The sequence below is a fragment of the Ruegeria sp. AO1 genome (assembly GCF_056535985.1).
In genome coordinates, this window is the sequence record NZ_JBQFJC010000002.1 from 261,419 (window position 1) to 282,512 (window position 21,094).

Genomic DNA, 21,094 nt, shown 5'->3' on the forward strand with positions numbered 1-21,094 from the left:
TTAGTGATGAGGTGAGCAGGGTCGATCCATATCTTTAAAAATGGAACCCTGCCAATGTCTCGACGTATCTCCTCGCTTCCAGATACGACAGAATTTCTGTTTCCCTGGTTCTGGCCAAGAAAAGATATTCGCAAACCAGAACCGCGTTTCGCCGAAGACCATCCCGATCGTCGCAGCTGTGAACCTGGTCCTGCAGACAGGCCCCTCCGATGGTTTTCATTCAACCGTTCAAATCGGTACTGAACCAGCAGCGAACTCAAACTCAATTGCGCAATCTATGAGTTCGGCGAGTCCCTGGCTTTGCGCCGGCGGCGAACGTCTGGAATGACGGGCCGAAACGCGGCATCGCGATGAAGGAATCAAGGGCCGGAAAGGGCCGAGTCTTTTTGCATCAGGCATCCGTCATATGCTGGACCAGTGAGGTCAGCTGTCTGTCACCGTAGCCATCGTCCCAAGCCGTTTTGGTGCGGTCATGCATCAACTGGATGAAATCAGCGGGCGCATTTAGTGAGAGATAGGTCTTCAACGCATCCTCTTGCGCCATCGCGTAAACCTTCAGGGAGGCTTCCGCACTGTCGTAATCCTCAAACGGAACAGTTCTGGCAAAGAGATCGTGGTAGTCATTGACCAATTTGATCGTGGCAGGGAGTTGGTCGGCATAAACCTGCATCGGGATGCCCGCTTTTTGGCAGACAAGCGCACCGTAGATCATTCCGAACATGAACCCCTGTCGAACCGTGAAGAGGCCGGCAAAGAGTGCGGCAAGTGCCGTTGGTTTCTCTCCAACATGGGCGGACTTTCCACCCAATTCTCTGATGATACCGCCATAGCGGTCCCAGGTTCCGGCACTGCCCACCGTAAGGATTGTGGTTTCGTCACCACCAATGCCGGAAGGGTAGGCATTGATCATGCCCAGCATGTAGCCAGCCCCCTGTCCCTCAAGAATGGCGACCAGTCTATCGGCATCCGAGGTATCGCCCGTGCTCATGTCACAGATGGTCTTACCCTTTAGCGAGACGCTCAGCCCGTTGACCAGTTCAACAGTTTCCTTGTGGCTCTTGATACAGATGACGACAAAATCAGACGCCGCAATAGCATCATTCTGTGAAGAGCAGATCGTGGCTCCAGCCTCAGCAAAAACCTCTGCCTTTTCCGATGTGCGGTTCCAAACGCTGACTTCGTGGCCTGCCCTGAGCAAGCAATGCGCCAGCGCTGAGCCCATATTGCCCAGTCCCAATACAGCAAGTCTCATGACGTGAGTCTCCAGTGCCCGCCTACGAATTCCCGCACTAGCATGCATCGGCATCGGCGGATCACATAGTTGTAAATTCTTCTATATTGTTAGATGATCTTACTTATGGATTGGCGCACACTTCCCTCTTTGACATCTCTCAGAGCCTTCGCCGCCGCTGCCGAGTTTCGAAATTTGACCCGGGCGGCAGAGGCACTGAACGTGACCCACTCCGCAGTTAGCCAGCAAATCCGTGGGCTCGAACAACATCTCGGCACGCGGCTTATCACTCGTAAACGACACGGCATTTCTCTGACTTCGCAAGGCGAGTTCTTGTCGGCTGGCCTGCTTGAGGCATTGGCTTCAATTGCATCGTTGACCGAAAGCGTATCGAGTGCAGAGGCGGTTCGGCCGCTGGTGGTAAGCGCGACGCCGATGTTTTCGAGCGCATTCCTCATGCCGCGTCTGTCGACGTTTATTGACGAATTCCCCAATATCGAATTGAGGATCGATTCAACGATCCAGGCTGTCGAGCTCAAGCCGGGCGGAATCGATATGGCCATCCGATACGGAACGGGGCACTGGCAAGGGCTTGTTTCGCAGATGCTGCTGCCAGGCTGTCTGACGGTCGTCGCGTCCCGCGAGCTAGTTGGAAACCGGGTGCTCACGAATCCTACAGAATTGCTTGATTTTACGCTTCTTCAGGAACAAGCGTCAGTCGAGTTTGACCTGTGGCTAGAAAAGGTCGGAGTTCCGACCGACGCCGACCGGAGAGTTGTCCGCGTACCGGGCAATATGCTGCTGGATGGCATCCGTCGCGGTGATGGTATCGGGGCGACGGTACCGGCTTTTGTTTCTGACGAACTGAGGTCGGGGAAACTCGTGGCGCTGTTCGACGATCCAATACCTCAGATCGGCTACTACCTTGTCACTTTATCGGGCCCTGTTCGACCAGCGGCAAATCTGTTCATGCAGTGGCTCTCGAAATCAATTACCGAATATGAGAAAAGCCTTTTCCGATGGACGCCCTCTCACTTGCTGTAGGCAGTAAAGAACACCGACTAGCGTTAAATTGGGTCTGACTTGCCGTATATGACTGTGCGTACAGTGCGCGAATTGGCGCCGGATATGGTCATGTTCCCGCAACTTGGCGTTCATAATCCACACCATCAAACCACCCAAGCGATTTGGTGACGTTCAGGTTGTCGTCTGAGTCCCATTCTTCCCAGCCCGAGAAACGAACATGGTTACCAGTCTCTTTATGATGGCCTTCGAAAGTCCACGCATTGACCATGTGGTGATCGGCGACGAGAACCGTGTCGAGGTTAAGAACGAGGTCAGGGAAGTCAGCCATAAATCCCGCCGCCATGTCGCCAATCTCCGTCCGGCTCTCCATTGGGTCGCCACCGTTCATTATCATGATTGTATGCTCAGCATATCTTCCGGCGACATCGCCAGGCGCCCGGTTTGTCCAAGCAGCGCAATGATCTTGGGCTATGCGACGGGCGGTTTGTGCATCAGGTGTCATCTATAGCTACTTGTCCTAAAAATCGCGAAAATACATGGTTGTAGAAACGTTAGTCGGGTCTCTGAATGCAATCAAGTTTGCTCAACAGCGCTTCTCAACGATGGCAGGTTTGTTCGTCTCACGGCCATCCGCTCATTGAAATTGCTGCGCTTTGAACGAACGGCAGTTCTCGGAAAGCCGATGGGTGGACTCTGAGAGATATCTAATTTCGGCTGTGGGCCGGTGGCGAGGTAGTGGCAAGTGGGGCGTAGGCTTATACTGCATCTGCTCCGAGGACTGCTTGAAGCCCAAAGCAGAAAGCTTCGCTCTATGCCTTTCGGAAATTCAAAAATTGGCTAAAATATCGAGTTCCATTAGCATACAAGCACCCTCGTCCTTGATATCCAAAAAAGGCCGTTGTCCGTCCAGTTCGAAGTCTTCGTAGTCAATTGAATGAACGCCGCCGAAGCCCGCTTTTAGAAAAATGCGTTGTGAGAAACGGTTTGTCGCTTCCGCAAAAGCAATTTGATAGCCGGATTTCTTAGCTTGACTTACACAAGAGCCCAGCAAGATTTGAGCAATTCCCCTTTTCGAGAAATCGTCACGCACGGCGATCATAAAGATATGAAGATACTTTTCTGCCTGAAGGTTGTGGGTATTCAAAAAAACGCTTTCAAGCTCGTCAATCAACCTGATGACCGGCTCGGAACCTAAATCCATCGCATTAATCTCATCGGGCGGCGGCTGACCGAAATCATGTGCTAAAATAGCACCCACAATTTCACCAGTAGCTTCGTCAAAAGCGACAGATGACAAACCTTCTTTTGCAGATTTTGATCCAAATAGTGCGGCTAGCTTTTCGAGCTTTTCGGGCGAAAATTTGGTCGAAACGGCGGGCGGATCTCGCCTGCTGAAAACGTCGCCAAGCATTTTTGACATTTCACCATTATCTGCTTCCAACATTTGTCGTATCACGATTTCTGAACTGGCCACTTGGTACGTCCCCCAAAACAAGTGGCGTCACTTTACTGAAACATAGTCGGTGGTGTCGAACAGTTTCAGTTTCGTAACGATCGTCTGATTTTTTCCGCGCTGTGTGAGTTCGCATGTCGCACGATATCGCGGGCGCAGCGAAAGTCTGGAATGGCGGGCCGCGCCTTAGCAAAGGCACGGTACGGTGAATGGCCGGTTAGGGCCGCCCGTGAAGGCGGCCCGATTGCGTCAGATTTCGATGGCCTCAGCAATAGCCAGTGCATCTTCAAGTTCAACGCCAAGGTATCGCACCGTGCTGTCCATCTTCGTGTGACCGAGCAGAAGCTGAACAGCACGCAGGTTGCCTGTCTTCTTGTAGATCTGGGTTACCTTTGTCCGTCTCATCGAATGCGTGCCATATGCACTCGCCTCTAGACCGATTGATGTCACCCAATCGCGGACGATCCGCGCATACTGTCGCGTCGAGATGTGGAGACGTTCGTGAAACCGGCCAGGCCAAAGGTACTCTGAGCCGACCATAAGCTCATCTTCCATCCACTTCTCGACCGAAGCTCGCGTGCCCTCGGAAATCTCAAAGCGCACCGGTTTCTGAGTTTTGCTTTGCAGGACCGATGCACGTTCTTTGATCTGGCCAGGGATCTGTTGCAAACTTTTGGCTGTTGACGAGGTCAGATGCTGCGGGTGAATGACTTTCGGTAAAATCAGTCGAAAGTCGGTTCATGATTTCCTTCAAAGGCGCGCAATATCCGAAGGATGTGATCCTGTTCGCGGTGTTCTTCTATGTCCGATACGGTGTGTCATACCGGGATCTGGAAGAAATCATGGCCGAGCGCGGTGTTTCAGTGGACCACACTACGCTAAACCGATGGGTAACACGGTATTCTGGTGCAATCTCTGACACAGCACGCCGCCGCAAAGGCCCATGCGACCGCTCCTGGCGAATGGACGAGACTTATATTAAGGTAAAGGGATCATGGGTTTACCTCTACCGAGCCGTCGACAAACACGGCAAAACTCTCGATTTCATGCTTTCACGACATCGAAACAAACCGGCCGCAACAAAATTCTTCGCTCGGATGTTGGAGATCAATGGTCTACCGCGAAAAATCGTCATCGACAAAAGCGGAGCCAACACAGCTGGTATCAAGGCCATAAACAAGATGCTCAAAGGTTTTGGTTGCCCACTCCCGATCGAGATGGTGAGGCAGAAAAACCCAAATAACATCGTGGAACAAGATCACAGGTTCATCAAAAGACGAACCCGCCCAATGCTTGGCTTCAAGTCCTTTGAATCTGCATCTGCAACTCTTTCTGGTATCGAAGTCGCGCACATGATCCGCAAAGGTCAATTCACGCCCGGACTCTGTCCATTTCTACAGTTCGCAGAACTGGCCGCCTAACCCATCGGTATAAAAGCATGATTCCGAACAACCGCAAACTTTGCAACGGAACCGATTGAAGGTCCGATGGAAGGCGAAGCCGAAATCGTCGAGGGCCTGTCTGACGGTGGCGCCATTGCCGCAGGCATGGACAAGGGTGACGGCACTGCAGATGTCTATACCGATTTGTGGATGCCCAACCGCTCCGGTATCTGGGACAAATATGTCGATGGTGCGAACAGCGTCGGCGTCAACATTCCCTATGAGGGCACGCAGATGATCTATGTGCCGACTTACATGGCTGAAAAGGGCGTGCGTACAATTCTGGATCTCGCTAAGCCTGAGGTTGCAGCGATGTTCGACAAGGATGGCAACGGCAAAGGCGAATACTGGGCCGGTGCCGAAGGCTGGAAGTCCACGAAAATGTGGCAGGTCAAATTCAAATCCTATGGTCTTGATGAGCTTTGGGAGCCTGAAATTTTGGAAGACCCGACCTTCAAAGGGCAACTCAAGGCTGCCATCCAAAAAGAAGAGCCGATCCTCTTCTACTACTGGACGCCTGAGTGGGTCCACGCCGCCTATGACCTAACGCCGATCCAGGAACTGGAACGTGTGGACGGGTGCGAAGACATGGACTTGGATGCTGAAGACTGGCTCGAAGTCTCGCATTTCAACTGTGCAGCCTCGAACGCAACTATTTACGTCGCCTATTCCAAGTCGTTGGAGCAGCGCAATCCGCCGGTTGCAAAAATGCTGAGCCAGATGGCGCTGGATCCGGCAGTCGTGAACTAATGGATTCTGCAGATTGGCCGCGACAAAGAAGATCCGCGTGACGTTGCGGAAGCCTGGGTCGCCGACAACATGGATGTTGTGAACAGCTGGATCAACTAGCCCCTCCAATCTTTGCAGGCGCGACCGCACAGTCGCGCCTACTTTTTAGGCCGGTAAAAAAGCTGGGTTCATAGACCACTTGGTTTTGCAATTCCCCGGTTTCAACCACTGACACGATAGCGGCTTCGTCCTCCCAATCTTGCCATTTTTCGCTTTGGTCGCGAAGCATTTCAAAGCGGCCATTCAGATCACGAGCGGCAATGGCGGGTTTGGGTCCGCATAGCGGTCACTGATGCACTGCGCAGCGAACGTCTGCATCGAGCCCACTTTGACCGATGCTGCGCGATGCCCCAATTGCGGCAATGCGCAGAAAGCGGACTTTGCAAAGTCTTGGGTGCAGGTAGTAATAGAAGTCTATTTTCTCAGAACTCTGGGCCTAAGAATCGCTGGCTGGGAAGTAGAAGCGCGAACGACGGATTCAGCTTCAAGGTTCAAATCCAACTCAGCGGGTTGCCCTGCGACCGTTGAGCTTCCCCGAGTTCAGAGCGGAGCGGCCAGATAGAATGATGCGGCGAGACACCAATTTGTTTCATCCCGACCCGGAGCGGGCAGGGATTGACTCAAGGCAGCTCCAAGACGGGTCAAGATAGACGCAGAAAACAAATTGCTGAACAGAGTTCTGGAATGTGACATAGATGATCTTCGCCGAGGTTGGGTGTGGGTGAATTAGTAGTTGAAACGCAAACCTAAGCCGGCACCCTTGTCGTAAGTGCGGTCAGAACCTATTCCGATCAGAAAGTCTGCATAAATCGCTTTCCCGGACTGAGATGCTTGCCAATCTGGAGCTCAGCGGTCGCTGGCCAAGCATCGTTTTCCCAGTCATATGGTGCTTTGACATCAGCCTTGGCCCAGTACCCATCGCCAAACGGTTGTAGCGCAATCAAACGCATCGCGGTTTGAGTTATGTCCGTCGGGCCATTGTATTACGCAAAATGCTGGAGCAAGGGGATCAGCATCAGCCCTGATTTTGTGTTTGCAAAGGTGAACCCGCCAAAAGGCGCAATTTGATCGGACCCGGTTCTGATCCCTTTTTCCGGGTCGCCAAGGTCCAGTATCCACTCCAGACCAATGGCCGACTTGATGGCCCATGTGTCGATGAGCGGTCTCTGAGAAGGGAAATAGATCGCTTTGAGGCTCAATTTCTCAAAGTCAGTGAACCGAGTTCCAGTCACATCCGTTGAGTTGTAGTGCAACTCATATTTCAGTTTCAGATCAGGCCGCAGCATGTATGCGCCATCTATAAAGGCGTCCTGCTTGTCAGCACCGTTGCCCAAATCAAAATACTGATACCGGATGTCCGTGTTATCGACTGCGGCCAAAGGGTTTGAAGCGTTTTCATCGGCGATTGCTGGGGCCGCAACGATGCCAGTCGCCAATGCAAGGACAAGCGCTCGGATTTTCATATTGTTTCCAGAATTTTTGTTGTGGATGCCAAGCCCCACATCAAGCATATCATTATCTGATGCGGGGCTTGCATTACTCTTATCAGCTTCACCTTTTAGTCGGGCTGAATGTCCCGCTTGGCGACAAAGGCATCCACCGCTGCGACGGTTTCAGGACGAAGGTTCACGATACCTTCATAGGGACGTCCAGTCGCGGCCGGTTGATCGGGGTACATTTCCTTGAATTTCAGGTGGCGGGCAATAATGCGGTTAAACTCATGTCCAGCCCATGCTCCGATCTCGGTCGATACGCTCTGTTCTTCGCGGGGGTCGCGGAACAGGTTGTAGAACTTGGCCACGATAGCATTTTCACCTTTGGCCGGAACTTTGAGTTTGATGTGTTCCTTTACCACCTCTTTCAGCGAATTGATCGATTAGATCAGTACATGAGCCCTGCGCCCATGCGTATCGCCAATAAACATTAGGGACGTCTGATCGACACCGTCAATGATCCGGTCGCGGGGGATGGCATCCATCGCTCCGCCGATACGCGCGATTGACGTGAACAAATCAGAGATATGAATAATGTCAGATACAATCGAGTCTCCCTCGATCAAGCCGGGCAGGCGGGCGAACGCGTCCACCCGAACGCCTCCTTCAGACGTATCGGCCTTGCCGCCGCGGAAGACCAGCGGCGAAAACCCACTGCCGGGGGCATATTTGGTGAAGTGACCGTTGTCGCCCATCAAAACGATCAGGGTATTGTCCCTAAGCCCCAGCGCATCGACTTCGTTCAGAATGACCCCGATCCATTCATCCAGCTCTTCCATGCTTTCAACGAATGTACCGCCGTTGGGTGTCGTGAACGCCTCTCTCGTCGTGCGCGTTGTCGACAGAGGGACAAGCGGCCAGTATTGCAGGAAGAACGGTTCATCCCGTTCTGCTAGCAGGCGCAACTGTTCCATCGCCAGTGCCTAATAGCGGAGGTTCATTTCATTGTATTTGTCCTGGGTCCATTTCTCACCCGGTTCCATATGGACTTCGCGGACCTCCCCGCCAATAACAGCTTCAAGGCCGGTAATCATGTGTCCCGGATCAGGGCGAAACCAATCATCCAGCGTGTATTTGGAGTTGTAGTTGTCTTCCCCAATGGCCATGGTGATTTCTTCCTTGGCTGCATCTTCGTTGAAGATGGCCAACTGGCCCTGCTGATGGATGGGGAACGCGGCGTAGTCAAAGCCCTGACAAGTAGGCCAGGATTCCTGAATGTCGCCCATGTGCCATTTGCCAACATGCGGGGTGTTGTAGCCTACGGATTTCAGAACTTCGGCAATTGTGACTTCTTCATCGGCAAGGCCAAAACCCGAAATATTGACGGCGGTATCGCCCATCGCATTGCGATCTTGAGAGGCCAATCAGAAAATCGTCCGGTACAAGGTGAATCCTCAAAATCCCCAAACAATTTCCATGATTGTCAAATTTTCGCAGAGAGAGCTGTCGCCTCCTTACGGCTGGTTCGATCCTCGGAACCGGAGCATATGTAAACGGGCACGGCTTTTTTTCAGGAGCACACATGAACACGCAATACTATGCACCCCATGGCGGCCACCCCGGACAAGACCAGCTGCTGACGGACCGCGCCGTGTTTACGGATGCGTATGCCGTGATCCCCAAGGGCACTATGCGAGATATCGTGACGAGCTTTCTGCCATTCTGGGACGATACGCGCCTATGGGTGATCTCACGCCCGCTGACAGGATTTGCCGAGACTTTCTCGCAATACATCATGGAGGTGCAGCCGGGCGGTGGCTCGGATCGGCCCGAGACCAACCCCGAGGCCCAAGGTGTTTTGTTCGTAGTCGAAGGCACCGCAACGCTGATCGCTGAAGGTACGCACTATGAGCTGACGCCTGGCGGCTATGCCTATCTACCGCCCGGATGCGATTGGACCCTGCGCAACCACTCCGATGACACCTTGCGGTTCCATTGGATTCGCAAAGCCTATGAGGCCGTTGAGGGGCTGGGTATTCCGGATATCCTCGTGCTTAATGAAAACGATATCGCGCCGACCCCAATGCCTGGCACCGATGGCAAATGGGCGACAACGCGGTTTGTCGATCCGAGTGACCTGCGCCACGACATGCATGTGACGGTGGTGACGTTCGAACCCGGTGCGGTCATCCCTTTCCTCGAAACCCATGTGATGGAACACGGCCTCTATGTGCTTGAGGGAAAGGCGGTTTACCGGTTGAACAATGACTGGGTCGAGGTCGAGGCCGGTGACTATATGTGGCTGCGCGCGTTCTGCCCACAGGCCTGTTACGCAGGCGGTCCGGGAAAGTTCCGGTACCTGCTTTATAAGGATGTGAACCGACACATGCCGCTGCGCCTTGGATACGCGGCCAACCGGCGATAGAGGCCTCTCAGTTCACTGTTCCTCCGATGGCCTGAGTCAAGGCTTGGCCCGCCTCGATCACGGGGCGGCTGAGCTTTTCGACCCCGTCCTCGCGCACCCGGCTGGTGGGTCCAGAGACGGAAATCCCCGCAACCGCTTCGCCGTTCACGTCGAACACCGGCGCAGCGATACAGCGCATGCCCTCGTTCTTTTCTTCATTGTCGATCGAAAAACCTCGCGCGCGGATAGAAATTAGGTCCTGTTTCAGACTTTCTACAGTCGTGATCGACCGGCCCGTGAACGCCTGCAACTGGACCGAGGCCAGCAACCTTTCCAACCGGTCCTCATCCATATGCGCCAGCAGAATCTTCCCGATCCCAGATGCGTGCATAGGCGACAGTGTTCCGGGCGGGAAAAAAGCCCGGATGCTGGCATGCGTTTCCACCTGGCTTAGAAACAGAACCGAACCTTCTTTCTGAATGCCCAGATTGGCGGTCTCACCCGTGGCTTCCATCAGCTTGCGCATCACCGGCCTTGCCCGATCCACAAGGCTGGTACGCCGTAGAAATCGCGACCCTATAACAAAGGCGCGGGGGCCGATATGCCAGATCTGTTCGACGGGATCGAACTCTACTAAGCCCCTGCCCTCAAGCGTGACAAGGATGCGGTAGACCGTGGCCGGGGATTGCTGCATTTCATCGGAAAGCATCGTCAATGACTTGCCTTGCGCCTCGCTCAGATACTCGAAAACCTCCATCGCACGGTCGAGGGATTTGATCGTGTTCTGAGCTGTTTTATCATCCCATCCCCGGGGTCTTCCCCGGGCTTTTCGAGGGGAACCAGCGCCATTGTTTTGGGAAGCCATAAGAACCTTCGGATTTTTTTCGAAAACCGAATTCATCATATGAAAAACATAAGTTACTGACAACAATATTCTAAATAGTAGTAGCCGGTTTTTGAAAATCGTTTTCAAAAAAATTTAAAATCAAAAAACTTCGTCTTAAGATGTCCCCAACGACGGAAGGAGACCATCCATGAGCTTTCAAAATCCCGTTTTCATTCCGGGCCCGACCAATATCCCTGAAAGCCTGCGCAAGGCTTGTGACATGCCCACGATCGACCACCGGTCGCCGCTGTTTGGGCAAATTCTGCACCCTGCCCGCGCGGGTGTTCGGAAAGTTCTGAAAAGCGACAGCGCCGAGGTGTTCATCTTCCCCTCGACCGGGACGGGCGGCTGGGAAACAGCTTTGACCAACACCCTATCTGCCGGAGATAAGGTTCTGGCCGCGCGCAACGGCATGTTCAGCCATCGCTGGATCGACATGTGCCAGCGCCACGGGCTGAATGTCGAGATCGTCGAAACCCCGTGGGGTCAGGGCCTGCCTGCCGACCGCTATGAAGAGATCCTGACCGCGGACACCAACCACGAGATCAAAGCCGTTCTTGCCACGCATAACGAAACGGCAACCGGCGTAAAATCGGACATTGCCGCCGTGCGAAAGGCGCTTAACGCGGCAGGGCATCCTGCATTGCTGTTCGTTGATGGCGTCTCGTCCATTGCGTCGATGGATTTCCGCTTTGATGAGTGGGGCGTCGATGTGGCCGTCACCGGATCGCAAAAAGGGTTCATGCTGCCCGCAGGTCTCGCGATCGTCGGCTTTAGCCAGAAGGCGATGGAGGCGACCAAAACTGGCACCCTGCCCCGCACGTTTTTTGACGTCCACGACATGGCCAAGGGATACGCAAACAGCGCCTATCCCTACACGCCTGCCGTCGGCTTGATGAATGGCCTAAACCAGGCCTGCGACATGTTGCTGAAGGAAGGGTTGGAGAACGTCTTTGCCCGCCATACCCGCATCGCCGAAGGGGTGCGTGCCGCTGTTGGCGCATGGGGGCTGGAGCTTTGTGCCGCGAACCCCTCGGTTTATTCCGACACGGTCAGCGCGATCCGCACACCGGATGGTTTCAACGCAACCGATATCGTCACCCATGCCGCCGAGAAATACGGCGTGGCCTTTGGCGTCGGCCTTGGCGAAGTCGCTGGCAAAGTCTTCCGGATCGGACATCTGGGCAGCCTGACCGACGTCATGGCCTTGTCGGGGATCGCGACAGCCGAAATGTGCATGGTCGATCTGGGCCTCAACATCCAACTGGGCTCGGGCGTGGCGGCGGCGCAGGAATACTATCGCGGTCATCCAGCCGCTGTTCAAAAGGACGCTGCATGATGAAGGACCTCTCCATGTATATCCCGACCTATGAGGACATGCTCGAAGCGCATACCCGGATTGAGCCTTACATCCGACGGACCCCGGTTCGAACCTCGGACTACCTGAACGAATTGACGGGCGCCCAGCTGTTCTTCAAATGCGAGAATTTTCAGGAACCGGGCGCCTTCAAGGTACGCGGCGCCACCAACGCAGTGTTCGGCCTTGACGAGGAACAGGCGAAAAAAGGTGTTGCCACCCATTCCTCCGGTAATCACGCGTCGTGCCTGTCTTACGCCGCAATGAAGCGGGGCATTCCGTGCAACGTGGTGATGCCGCGCACGGCGCCTCAGGCCAAAAAAGACACGGTGCGTCGCTACGGAGGCAAAATCACCGAGTGTGAGCCCTCGACCACCTCGCGCGAGGCGACTTTCGCGCAGGTTCAGGCGGCCACGGGTGGGGATTTTGTCCACCCATACAACGATCCGCGGGTGATCGCCGGACAGGGCACCTGCTCGCGCGAGTTCATCGAGCAGACCGATGGTCTGGATGCGGTGGTTGCCCCCATCGGCGGCGGCGGCATGGTGTCCGGCACTTGCTTGACCCTGTCCACCCTGGCGCCCGAAACCGCAATCATTGCGGCGGAACCCGAACAGGCCGACGACGCTTATCGCAGTTTCAAGGCGGGCCACATCATCGCCGATGATGCGCCGAAGACCATTGCTGACGGCCTGTTGGTGCCCCTGAAAGACCTGACATGGCACTTCGTTTCGAACCACGTCTCCGAGATCTACACGGCCTCGGAACAAGAGATCATCGACGCGATGAAGCTGACGTGGAAACACCTTCGGATCGTGATGGAGCCGTCCTCGGCTGTGCCTCTGGCCACGATCCTCAAGAACCCCGACGCGTTCAAAGGCAAGCGGGTCGGCCTGATCATCACCGGTGGCAATGTCGATCTGGATAAGCTGCCCTGGCTTAACACCTGACCCGGTCGCAACAGACATCAATCCCGACACAGGAATACGGACATGAAAGATATGACCAATCTCGACGCATTCGAAGTAGGCTATGACATTCCGGCCAAGCCCGGAATGGATGAAGCAGATATCCAGACCCCCAGCCTTGTGCTGGATCTCGATGCGCTTGAACGCAACATCAAGAAGATGGGCGACTATGCCAAGGCCCACGGTATGCGCCACCGAGTCCACGGCAAAATGCACAAATCCGTCGATGTCGCGAAACTGCAGGAACGCCTCGGCGGAGCAGTGGGCGTGTGCTGTCAGAAGGTCTCGGAAGCCGAAGTTTTTGTGCGCGGTGGGATCAAGGACGTGTTGGTGTCGAACCAGGTACGCGACCCCGCCAAGATCGACCGCCTGGCCAGCCTGCCAAAACTCGGCAGCCGCATCATCGTATGTGTCGACGATGTTGACAATGTCGCAGATCTTTCCGGAGCGGCCGTCGATCACGGCACTCAGCTTGAGGTCTTCGTCGAGATCGACTGCGGAGCGGGACGGTGCGGTGTGACCACTACGCCTCAGGTGATTGAAATTGCCAAAGCCGTCGAGGCGGCCGACAATCTCAAATTCACCGGCATTCAAGCCTATCAGGGTGCGATGCAGCATCTCGACAGCTACGAGGCGCGCAAGGAAAAGCTGGATACCGCAATTGCGATGGTCAAAGACGCCGTTGACGGCCTGAAAGCCGAAGGCATCGATTGCGAGCTGGTTTCAGGCGGCGGCACCGGCTCTTACTACTTCGAATCCAACTCGGGCGTATACAATGAGCTTCAATGCGGGTCCTATGCCTTCATGGATGCCGACTACGGTCGCATTCTGGACAAGGACGGCAACCGCATCGACCGGGGGGAGTGGGAGAACGCCCTGTTCATCCTGACCAGCGTCATGAGCCACGCCAAAGCCGACAAGGCGATCGTCGATGCAGGCCTCAAGGCGCAATCGGTAGACAGCGGCTTGCCCGTCGTGTTTGGGCGCGACGATGTTGAGTACATCAAATGCTCGGACGAACATGGCGTTGTGATGGATACGGATGGTGTTCTCAAGGTCAACGACAAGCTCAAGCTGGTGCCAGGCCACTGCGATCCGACGGCCAATGTGCATGATTGGTATGTCGGCGTGCGCAACGGCAAGGTCGAGGCCGTCTGGCCCGTATCCGCCCGTGGTCGCGCCTACTAAGGCCGAACAATCAAAGAAATTTGGCTCGATAGCAGCCTGATCCTCGCCCGTGTGCCGCCTCTCCCTTCGGAACAAGCGCACGGGCGATCAATTTCCAAGTGGAGACTGACATGTTGATCGTACCCGAGCGTGAGATCGCCGGATTGATGACCCGCCAAGCGGCCTTTGATGCCGTCGAAAGCGTCTTTGCGGCAATGGCCGCGGGCGATGCCTATAACTTCCCTGTCGTGCGTGAAGCCATCGGCCACGAAGACGCTCTGTATGGCTTCAAGGGTGGTTTTGACCGCGCCGGCCTGACTTTGGGCCTGAAGGCCGGCGGCTACTGGCCGAACAATCTTGAGAAACGCGGTTTGATCAACCACCAATCCACGGTTTTCCTGTTCGATCCCGACACGGGCAAACCTTCGGCGATGGTGGGTGGCAACCTGCTGACGGCGCTGCGCACAGCGGCGGCCTCGTCCGTGTCGATCAAACATCTGGCCCGAGCAGATGCCAAAGTGATAGGCATGATCGGGGCGGGGCATCAGGCCGGTTTTCAACTGCGCGCGGCGCTGGAACAGCGTAGTTTTGAAAAGGTCATTGGCTGGAACTACCACCCGGAGATGCTGCCCAATATCGAGAAAGTCGCTGTTGACGCAGGTGTACCGTTTGAGGCGGTCGAACTTGACGGGATGACCGAAGCGGATGTGATCATCTCGATCACTTCGGCCTTTGCGCCCTCGCTTATGGCGTACCATGTCAGCCCCGGAACGCATGTGGCCTGCATGGGAACAGACACCAAAGGCAAGCAAGAGGTCGAATCCTCGCTTCTGGCCAAAGCGCGTGTCTTCACAGACGAGGTCGCGCAATCTGTCACCATTGGCGAGGCACAGCACGCCGTCGCCGAGGGACTGATAAGCCAAAGCGACGTCGCTCAGCTTGGTGCGGTCATCAATGGAACGCATGAGGGCCGCTCGGCAAATGATCAGATCACATTGTTCGACGGCACGGGCGTAGGCCTGCAGGATCTTGCGGTGGCCGCAGCGGTGGTCGACCTTGCCGTAGAAAAAGGGATCGCGATCGAGGTCGATTTCTGACGCCAAAGTAAACGCTGAAACTTGGTTCCGAGCGACAAATTGCCCCTCGGATTACAACGGCCGGGGTTACCACCACGGCCAATGTGGTTCCACCCAGAAAATGTTGCTAGGCACTGGATTCTCGCTGCAATTCCCGCCTCATGCGCAGGGACGGCGCGAGAAACCGCGCATCTTCAGGCGACTTAGTCGACGATAAGGTACGGGACCTCGAACCAATGCTCCTGTAGGTTGGGTCCGTTGCCAATTCTATCCACGACCGCAAAAAGCCCCGGATCATGGAGCGGGGTCAGTACCCCGTGCCAAGTGTTTCGGTGGTAGTTTACCCCCTGCCCCGGCGCAGTTATGAACGCAATCGGGTGGCCGGGTTTTCCGTCTTCATCGGGAGCTATAACCACAACGAACGGCTTTTCGGACAATGGCAGAAACGCCTGGCTGCCCTCATGGTGACGCTCCATCATATCCAGCCTGATCGGAAGGTTGAAAGCCTCGGACTGGAACACGCTGATCCCGGCGCGGCCGTTTTGGAAATCCAATTCCGCGCGGTCATGGTAACGGGCGCATTTGCCCTGATTGATGTACTTGTCCACCTCACCCGCCGCTTGGATCACATCTCCAAACGGCGCAAAGGCTTCGGGGGTCAGGGGCTGTAGCTTCAGCTCGACTGTCATTCCGAGAACTTCTCGATCAAGCGCAGCTCGGCGATCCGTTCGACCTGACGGCAGGCTTCGTCGAACTCGGTATCCCGATCACTGTCAATGCGGCGGTAAAAGGCCTCCAGGATGCTGGCCTTCGTGTTGTCCTTGACGGCGATGATGAAGGGAAAGCCGAATTTGGAGGTATAGGCCTCATTCAACGCGGTAAAGGTTTCGCGTTCTTCATCTGTCAGCATGTCCAGACCGGCCCCGGCCTGTTCCGCTGTGCTTTCCTTGGTCAGCCGCCCGGCGGCGGCAAGTTTGCCCGCCAGATCCGGGTGCGCGGTCAGGACACCAAGGCGTTGCTCGGTCGTAGCGGTGCGGAATACACGTGCAAGCGCGTTGTGGACGCCAGCCGCGTTGTTATGGGTCGGTCCAAGTTCAAGGTCAAACGCGCCTTCGGCAATCCAAGGGCTGTGTTCGAACACGCCGCCAAATTCGGACACAAAGGTAGGTTGGTCCATTTCGGACGGGGTGAGGCGTTGCATCGGCGGGTGTTCCTTTGCCCAGTGATCGGCAATCTGTTCACGTGTCGCGAACCAGACACCATCATGTTGTCTGAAATAGTCCAGCGCGCGTTTCAGCGCCATGGCGCGACCCGGACGACCGATCAAACGGCAGTGCAACCCGATCGAGAGCATTTTCGGCGCACCCGCTGTGCCCTCGGCATAGAGCATGTCGAAGCTATCTTTCAGATAGCTTTCGAACTGCTCACCATTTGTGTATCCGGCCTGAATCGCGAAACGCATATCGTTGCAATCCATCGTATAGGGCACAATCAGCTGATCCTTGCCCCCTGCCTTGATCCAATAGGGCAGATCATCGGCGTAGCTGTCCGCGATATAGGCAAGGTCACCCTCTGCAGCGGCAAGATCGATTGTATTCATGGAACACCGACCCGTGTACCAACCGCGCGGAGGCTGGCCGGTGACTTCGCTGTGCAGCTGGATCGCCTCGCGAATCTGGGCACGCTCATCTTGCGGGTCCATATCCTTGTGTTCGATCCATTTCAGTCCGTGGCTTGCGATCTCCCAGCCTGCATGCTTCATCGCCGCAACCTGCGCCGGGGCACGCGCCAATGCGGTCGCCACGCCATAAACAGTCACTGGCAGGTCCTGCAAAAGGTGGTGAACACGCCAGAACCCGGCACGGCTGCCGTATTCGTAGATCGATTCCATGTTCCAGTGCCGCTGTCCCGGCCACGGGGCCGCACCAGTGATCTCGGACAGAAACGCCTCGGATGCGGCGTCACCGTGCAAGATGTTGTTTTCGCCACCTTCTTCATAGTTCAATACGATCTGAATCGCGATCCGGGCCCCATTGGGCCAGTTGGCTTTGGGCATTTGACTGCCATAGCCGGTCATATCTCGTGGATAAGGCTTCACATTTGTTTCCTTCTTCTTGAGTTCCTCAATACTCCGGATAATCAAAGAAATTTTTCAAAAAATACGAAAAGCAGCTTCGGATAGTCTGGCTTTGCCCTCGGAGGAGAAAACAGACTAAGAAATAAGCGACTTTAGGAGTGGCGCAAATGACCGGTTACCTGACCACACACGTTTTGGATACAGCGCGGGGATGCCCCGCCGAAGGACTGAAAATCGAGCTGTACCGCATCAATGGCACAGACCGCACCTTGCTGAAAGCACTGGTGACAAATGACGACGGCAGAACCGACGAACAGATTCTGCCGCAATCCGAGTTTTCAACGGGCGAATACGAGCTGATCTTCTATGCCGGCGCGTACCTTGATGCATCGGGCACTCCGCCCGAAGATCCTCGATTTCTGGATGTGATACCGATCCGGTTCGGGATGTCCGAGCAGTCTCACTATCATGTGCCTCTGCTTCTTTCCCCCTTTGGATACTCGACCTATCGCGGCAGCTAAAGTCTCCGCTCTAGGTGTTCGCGGCGGCGATCGAGGATCCGATACGCTCTATGATGAACTCCATAAAAAGCCGCGTTTTGGGATCTTGCATGCGACGGTGTGTGAACAGACACGCCATCTGAATGGGTTCCGGAGGCGTTTCTGTGGCCACCGGAACCAGGTTTCCAGCCTTGAGGTGCTGTGCAATCTCAAAGATCGGCTTCAGCGCGATCCCGTGACCCGCAAGCGCCCAATCCGTCAACACATCACCATCGTCTGATTCATAACGGCCAGAGACGCGGAATCGCTTTGGCCCCGTTTGAGTTCTGAGAAGCCATTGAAACTCGGTCGCGCCCGGAAAGCGCAGGTTGAGGCATTCGTGATTGTCGGCGATCAAATCGTCTCCACTTGCCGGCATTCCGCGTTTTTTGATGTATTTTGGGGATGCGCACAGCACTCTTTCAACATCGGCGATCTTGCGAATGCGCAAGTTGCTGTCCTCGGGCTGCCCAAGAAAGAACGCAAGATCCAGACCTTCTGTTGTCAGGTCGACTTTTCGATCTGTCAGCCTCAGCCTGACATTGACCTCGGGGTACTCGGCCAGAAACTTTGGCACCTGCGGCGCGATCAGTCTGCGACCTACCCCCAATGGCGCAGCCACGTAGAGAGATCCTTTCAGATTCTCGGTAATATTGACGATCTGAGCCTCAGCATTTTCAACGGCCTCAAGGATTTCAGCGGCCCCCCGATAGAAGGACTGCCCCTGTTCTGTCGGCGTGAGGCTACGCGTCGTGCGTTGAAACAGGCGCACGCCCAAATGCTCTTCCAGTTGCGATATTCGCGCCGAGGTGACAGCCGGAGAAACCCTCAGATCACGGCCTGCGGCGGACATGCTGCCCAACTCGTAGACTCGGACAAAGGTTCTGATGTTATCTAGATAGGACATTTTTTTGCATTTTTTGATACTGCTTGGTCTTTGCTAGCAATACCAGAACAAAGCAGTCTCGCATAGAGTGAGCGGAAGCAAAGAATCTTAGGAGCAAACCCATGTATGATCTGGCCGTAATGTGGGAGTGGATTGCCTTTTCGGTCCGCTGGCTGCACGTGATCACTGCGATGGCGTGGATTGGGGCATCTTTCTACTTTATCGCATTGGACCTGATGCTTAAGCCAAACCCTGCGCTGCCGGATGGGGCCTATGGCGAGGAATGGGAGGTCCATGGCGGCGGGTTTTACCACACCGTAAAATACCTCGTGGCCCCCGCCCGGATGCCCGAACATCTGACCTGGCACAAATGGCAAAGCTACACCACATGGCTGTCCGGTGCTGCGCTCCTGATGATCATATACTGGGTCGGAGGAGAGCTGTTCCTGCTGGACCCGACCAAGGTCGATCTGGCGCTGTGGCAGGGAATTCTGATCTCGGGCGGGTCACTGACCATTGGCTGGCTGCTCTATGACCAATTTTGCAAATCCAAGCTGAGCGATCATCCCACCATTCTGATGCTGTTGTTGTTCGTGATCCTGGTGATCATGTCCTGGGGCTATAACCAGATATTCACCGGACGGGCCGCGCTACTGCATCTGGGGGCGTTTACCGCAACGATCATGACGGCCAATGTGTTCTTTCAGATCATGCCGAACCAGCGCATCGTAGTCGCAGATCTCAAGGCCGGTCGGACCCCGGACGCAAAATACGGCAAGATCGCCAAGGTACGTTCGACGCATAACAACTATCTGACCTTGCCGGTCGTGTTCCTGATGCTGTCGAACCACTACCCGCTGGCCTTCGGCACCGAGTATTCATGGATCATTGCAAGTCTCATCTTTCTGACCGGGGTCACCATTCGCCACTACTTCAACACGATGCATGCGACTGGAACAGGCCCTCATTGGACCTGGGCAGTCACGGTCCTTCTGATGATCGCGATTGCATGGCTCTCCTCGGTCCGATCTGGTGAGACATGGGAAGAGGCCGAAGCGCGCGAGCTGACACCCTATGAACAGAAATTCGCCTCGGCCGCGGGGTTCGAGGCCGCCTATGACGCGGTTTTGGGCAACTGCTCCATGTGCCATGCGCGCGAGCCAGTTTATGGCACAATGAAATGGGCTCCCAAGAAGGTCTATCTTGAAACGCCCGGCGATGTCGCCCGTCAGGCTGATCAAATCTATCTGCAGGCCGGGATCAGCCATGCGATGCCTCCACCAGCCGCGGTTCAAATGGATGACGAAGCCCGCCAGACCATCATCGCTTGGGTGCGCGAGGTTAGAGGCCAGTAAGCCCCGACGTGTAGCAGGTGATACAGGCCCCTCCTGCTGCTTTATCCAAAGAACCTTTTGCTGTGTTTCGCGATGTGTTCCACGAACAGGCGTATCTTGGGGTCCTGAAGTTTCTTATGCGGATAGAGGCAGCCGAAGATAGTTGGCAAGGGTGGTGTCGCGGGCAGAACCTCAACCAGCTGGCCCAACACGAGATACTCTTTCACATCGAAACGCGGTTTGTTGACGATTCCTTTGCCTGACAAAGCCCAATCCGTCAGGACATCGCCATCATCCGCATCGTATTTGCCCCGAACCTCAAGTTTGCGCGGACCCATGTCGGTGTTCAGAGTCCAGAAATACTCGGGCGATCTGGGATAGCGCAGCAGCAGGCAATTGTGCTGAGAGTGCAATAGGTCATCCGGCGTTTTTGGCACGCCGAAATTCGAAAGATATTCAGGCGAGGCACATAGCAGCCGATCACAATCCGCGAATTTCCGCAGTTTCATCGCGGAATCGCCCGGCTCTCCGATAAAGAACGCGATATCCAAACCATCGGCCATCATGTCCACTTTGCGGTCGGACAGGCGCATGCGGATCTCGGTTTCGGGATAGCGCTCCGAGAAATCCGGGACCAGAGGCGCAACGATCCTGCGCCCCACCCCCAGCGGCGCGGTGATGCGGATCGCACCGCGGGGGGCGTCCGAAAAACTGGCGACGCGCGCCTCGGCGTGGTCCAACGCCAGCAAAACGGCCTTGGCCTCATCATAGAAAACCTCGCCGACCTCTGTTGCCGTCATCGAGCGGGTTGTTCTGTTGAACAGGCGCACGCCCAGATGGTTCTCCAGCTCTTTCAGACGTTTGCTGGCCACCGCGGGTGTCAGCCGCAGGTCACGGCCGCCGGACGTGATGCTTCCCAGCTCCATCACCCTAACGAAGACCCGCAAGCTTTCGATGTATGACATTCATTCCTCCCTCTGCGGGAAGACTGCGACGGCGGGATTTCTTTTTCAATGTTTTGTTGAA

At 55.3% G+C, this 21,094-nt stretch carries 22 protein-coding genes and 1 pseudogene; 10 read left to right on the forward strand and 13 right to left on the reverse strand.

The features are described from left to right. Nucleotides 1–391: 391 nt before the first annotated feature. Nucleotides 392–1,306: an NAD(P)-dependent oxidoreductase gene (locus ACR3FB_RS19455; protein WP_480566528.1), complete on the reverse strand. Its 915-nt coding sequence runs from the start codon at nt 1,304–1,306 to the stop codon at nt 392–394. Between the two features lie 51 nt (nt 1,307–1,357). Between ACR3FB_RS19455 and ACR3FB_RS19460 the strand changes: the two genes are divergently transcribed. Beyond that, nucleotides 1,358–2,275: a LysR family transcriptional regulator gene (locus ACR3FB_RS19460; RefSeq protein WP_480566742.1), complete on the forward strand. Its 918-nt coding sequence runs from the start codon at nt 1,358–1,360 to the stop codon at nt 2,273–2,275. 88 nt (nt 2,276–2,363) lie between these two features. On the opposite strand, the gene ACR3FB_RS19465 is transcribed toward ACR3FB_RS19460, so the two are convergent. The 3 genes and pseudogenes from ACR3FB_RS19465 to ACR3FB_RS19475 form a co-directional block, all read right to left on the reverse strand. Continuing rightward, a complete protein-coding gene (locus tag ACR3FB_RS19465; RefSeq protein WP_480566532.1) occupies nt 2,364–2,759 on the reverse strand; it encodes a nuclear transport factor 2 family protein in 396 nt (131 codons plus the stop codon). A gap of 324 nt (nt 2,760–3,083) precedes the next feature. After that, a complete protein-coding gene (locus ACR3FB_RS19470; RefSeq protein WP_480566534.1) occupies nt 3,084–3,731 on the reverse strand; it encodes a GNAT family N-acetyltransferase in 648 nt (215 codons plus the stop codon). Between the two features lie 228 nt (nt 3,732–3,959). Further along, a pseudogene (locus ACR3FB_RS19475) lies at nt 3,960–4,364 on the reverse strand (tyrosine-type recombinase/integrase); the annotation flags it as partial. An 86-nt stretch (nt 4,365–4,450) separates the two neighbouring features. Here ACR3FB_RS19475 and ACR3FB_RS19480 point away from each other — a divergent pair. Both ACR3FB_RS19480 and ACR3FB_RS19485 read left to right on the forward strand, forming a co-directional pair. After that, nucleotides 4,451–5,131, forward strand: coding sequence for an IS6 family transposase (locus ACR3FB_RS19480; protein WP_480566536.1), 681 nt, complete (start codon nt 4,451–4,453; stop codon nt 5,129–5,131). Between the two features lie 66 nt (nt 5,132–5,197). Continuing rightward, nucleotides 5,198–5,902 carry a glycine betaine ABC transporter substrate-binding protein gene (locus tag ACR3FB_RS19485; protein WP_480566537.1) on the forward strand — a complete coding sequence of 235 codons (705 nt, stop codon included), beginning with the start codon at nt 5,198–5,200 and terminating at the stop codon, nt 5,900–5,902. A 1,022-nt stretch (nt 5,903–6,924) separates the two neighbouring features. On the opposite strand, the gene ACR3FB_RS19490 is transcribed toward ACR3FB_RS19485, so the two are convergent. From ACR3FB_RS19490 to ACR3FB_RS19505, 4 genes are all read right to left on the reverse strand, one after another. Continuing rightward, entirely contained in the window at nt 6,925–7,404 is a 480-nt protein-coding gene (locus tag ACR3FB_RS19490) for a hypothetical protein (protein WP_480566539.1), read from the reverse strand. 95 nt (nt 7,405–7,499) lie between these two features. Then, nucleotides 7,500–7,796: a hypothetical protein gene (locus tag ACR3FB_RS19495; protein WP_480566541.1), complete on the reverse strand. Its 297-nt coding sequence runs from the start codon at nt 7,794–7,796 to the stop codon at nt 7,500–7,502. Nucleotides 7,797–7,817: 21 nt separating this feature from the next. Next, nucleotides 7,818–8,348, reverse strand: a complete 531-nt coding sequence (locus tag ACR3FB_RS19500) for a sulfatase-like hydrolase/transferase (protein ID WP_480566543.1) — start codon at nt 8,346–8,348, stop codon at nt 7,818–7,820. Nucleotides 8,349–8,357: 9 nt separating this feature from the next. Next, nucleotides 8,358–8,798, reverse strand: a complete 441-nt coding sequence (locus tag ACR3FB_RS19505; RefSeq protein WP_480566545.1) for a hypothetical protein — start codon at nt 8,796–8,798, stop codon at nt 8,358–8,360. Between the two features lie 158 nt (nt 8,799–8,956). Here ACR3FB_RS19505 and ACR3FB_RS19510 point away from each other — a divergent pair, with 158 nt between their 5' ends. Beyond that, nucleotides 8,957–9,799 carry a bifunctional allantoicase/(S)-ureidoglycine aminohydrolase gene (locus ACR3FB_RS19510; protein WP_480566547.1) on the forward strand — a complete coding sequence of 281 codons (843 nt, stop codon included), beginning with the start codon at nt 8,957–8,959 and terminating at the stop codon, nt 9,797–9,799. Between the two features lie 7 nt (nt 9,800–9,806). Here ACR3FB_RS19510 and bhcR read toward each other — a convergent pair whose 3' ends face one another. Then, on the reverse strand, nt 9,807–10,643 hold the full coding sequence (bhcR, locus tag ACR3FB_RS19515) for an HTH-type transcriptional regulator BhcR (protein WP_170767500.1): 837 nt from the start codon (nt 10,641–10,643) through the stop codon (nt 9,807–9,809). Nucleotides 10,644–10,812: 169 nt separating this feature from the next. On the opposite strand from bhcR, the gene bhcA reads away from it, so the two are divergent. The 4 genes from bhcA to bhcD all read left to right on the forward strand — a co-directional run bounded on the left by bhcA (nt 10,813) and on the right by bhcD (nt 15,253). Beyond that, a complete protein-coding gene (gene bhcA, locus ACR3FB_RS19520; protein ID WP_425084421.1) occupies nt 10,813–12,003 on the forward strand; it encodes an L-aspartate--glyoxylate aminotransferase BhcA in 1,191 nt (396 codons plus the stop codon). Beyond that, nucleotides 12,003–12,971 carry a beta-hydroxyaspartate dehydratase BhcB gene (bhcB, locus tag ACR3FB_RS19525; RefSeq protein WP_480566549.1) on the forward strand — a complete coding sequence of 323 codons (969 nt, stop codon included), beginning with the start codon at nt 12,003–12,005 and terminating at the stop codon, nt 12,969–12,971. Before bhcA ends, bhcB begins: the two co-directional genes overlap by 1 nt. Before the next feature lie 42 nt (nt 12,972–13,013). Further along, nucleotides 13,014–14,177 carry a 3-hydroxy-D-aspartate aldolase BhcC gene (gene bhcC / locus ACR3FB_RS19530; protein ID WP_170484689.1) on the forward strand — a complete coding sequence of 388 codons (1,164 nt, stop codon included), beginning with the start codon at nt 13,014–13,016 and terminating at the stop codon, nt 14,175–14,177. 110 nt (nt 14,178–14,287) lie between these two features. Continuing rightward, nucleotides 14,288–15,253 (forward strand): iminosuccinate reductase BhcD, encoded by a 966-nt coding sequence (gene bhcD, locus ACR3FB_RS19535; protein ID WP_480566551.1) that lies wholly within the window; start codon nt 14,288–14,290, stop codon nt 15,251–15,253. 182 nt (nt 15,254–15,435) lie between these two features. Here the strand turns inward: bhcD and ACR3FB_RS19540 are convergent, their stop codons facing one another. Further along, nucleotides 15,436–15,921, reverse strand: coding sequence for an ureidoglycolate lyase (locus tag ACR3FB_RS19540; protein ID WP_480566553.1), 486 nt, complete (start codon nt 15,919–15,921; stop codon nt 15,436–15,438). Further along, entirely contained in the window at nt 15,918–17,330 is a 1,413-nt protein-coding gene (gene puuE / locus ACR3FB_RS19545; protein WP_480566555.1) for an allantoinase PuuE, read from the reverse strand. The genes ACR3FB_RS19540 and puuE overlap by 4 nt, the downstream gene beginning before the upstream one ends. Nucleotides 17,331–17,476: 146 nt before the next feature. Here puuE and uraH point away from each other — a divergent pair, with 146 nt between their 5' ends. Continuing rightward, entirely contained in the window at nt 17,477–17,830 is a 354-nt protein-coding gene (gene uraH / locus ACR3FB_RS19550) for a hydroxyisourate hydrolase (protein WP_170378283.1), read from the forward strand. A gap of 10 nt (nt 17,831–17,840) precedes the next feature. Here uraH and ACR3FB_RS19555 read toward each other — a convergent pair whose 3' ends face one another. Then, on the reverse strand, nt 17,841–18,755 hold the full coding sequence (locus tag ACR3FB_RS19555; protein WP_170767507.1) for a LysR family transcriptional regulator: 915 nt from the start codon (nt 18,753–18,755) through the stop codon (nt 17,841–17,843). Nucleotides 18,756–18,856: 101 nt separating this feature from the next. Between ACR3FB_RS19555 and ACR3FB_RS19560 the strand changes: the two genes are divergently transcribed. Beyond that, nucleotides 18,857–20,089 carry a urate hydroxylase PuuD gene (locus ACR3FB_RS19560; protein ID WP_480566557.1) on the forward strand — a complete coding sequence of 411 codons (1,233 nt, stop codon included), beginning with the start codon at nt 18,857–18,859 and terminating at the stop codon, nt 20,087–20,089. Between the two features lie 41 nt (nt 20,090–20,130). Here the strand turns inward: ACR3FB_RS19560 and ACR3FB_RS19565 are convergent, their stop codons facing one another. Then, complete coding sequence (locus ACR3FB_RS19565) at nt 20,131–21,033, reverse strand: LysR family transcriptional regulator (protein ID WP_480566559.1); 903 nt, start codon at nt 21,031–21,033, stop codon at nt 20,131–20,133. Between the last annotated feature and the right edge of the window lie 61 nt (nt 21,034–21,094).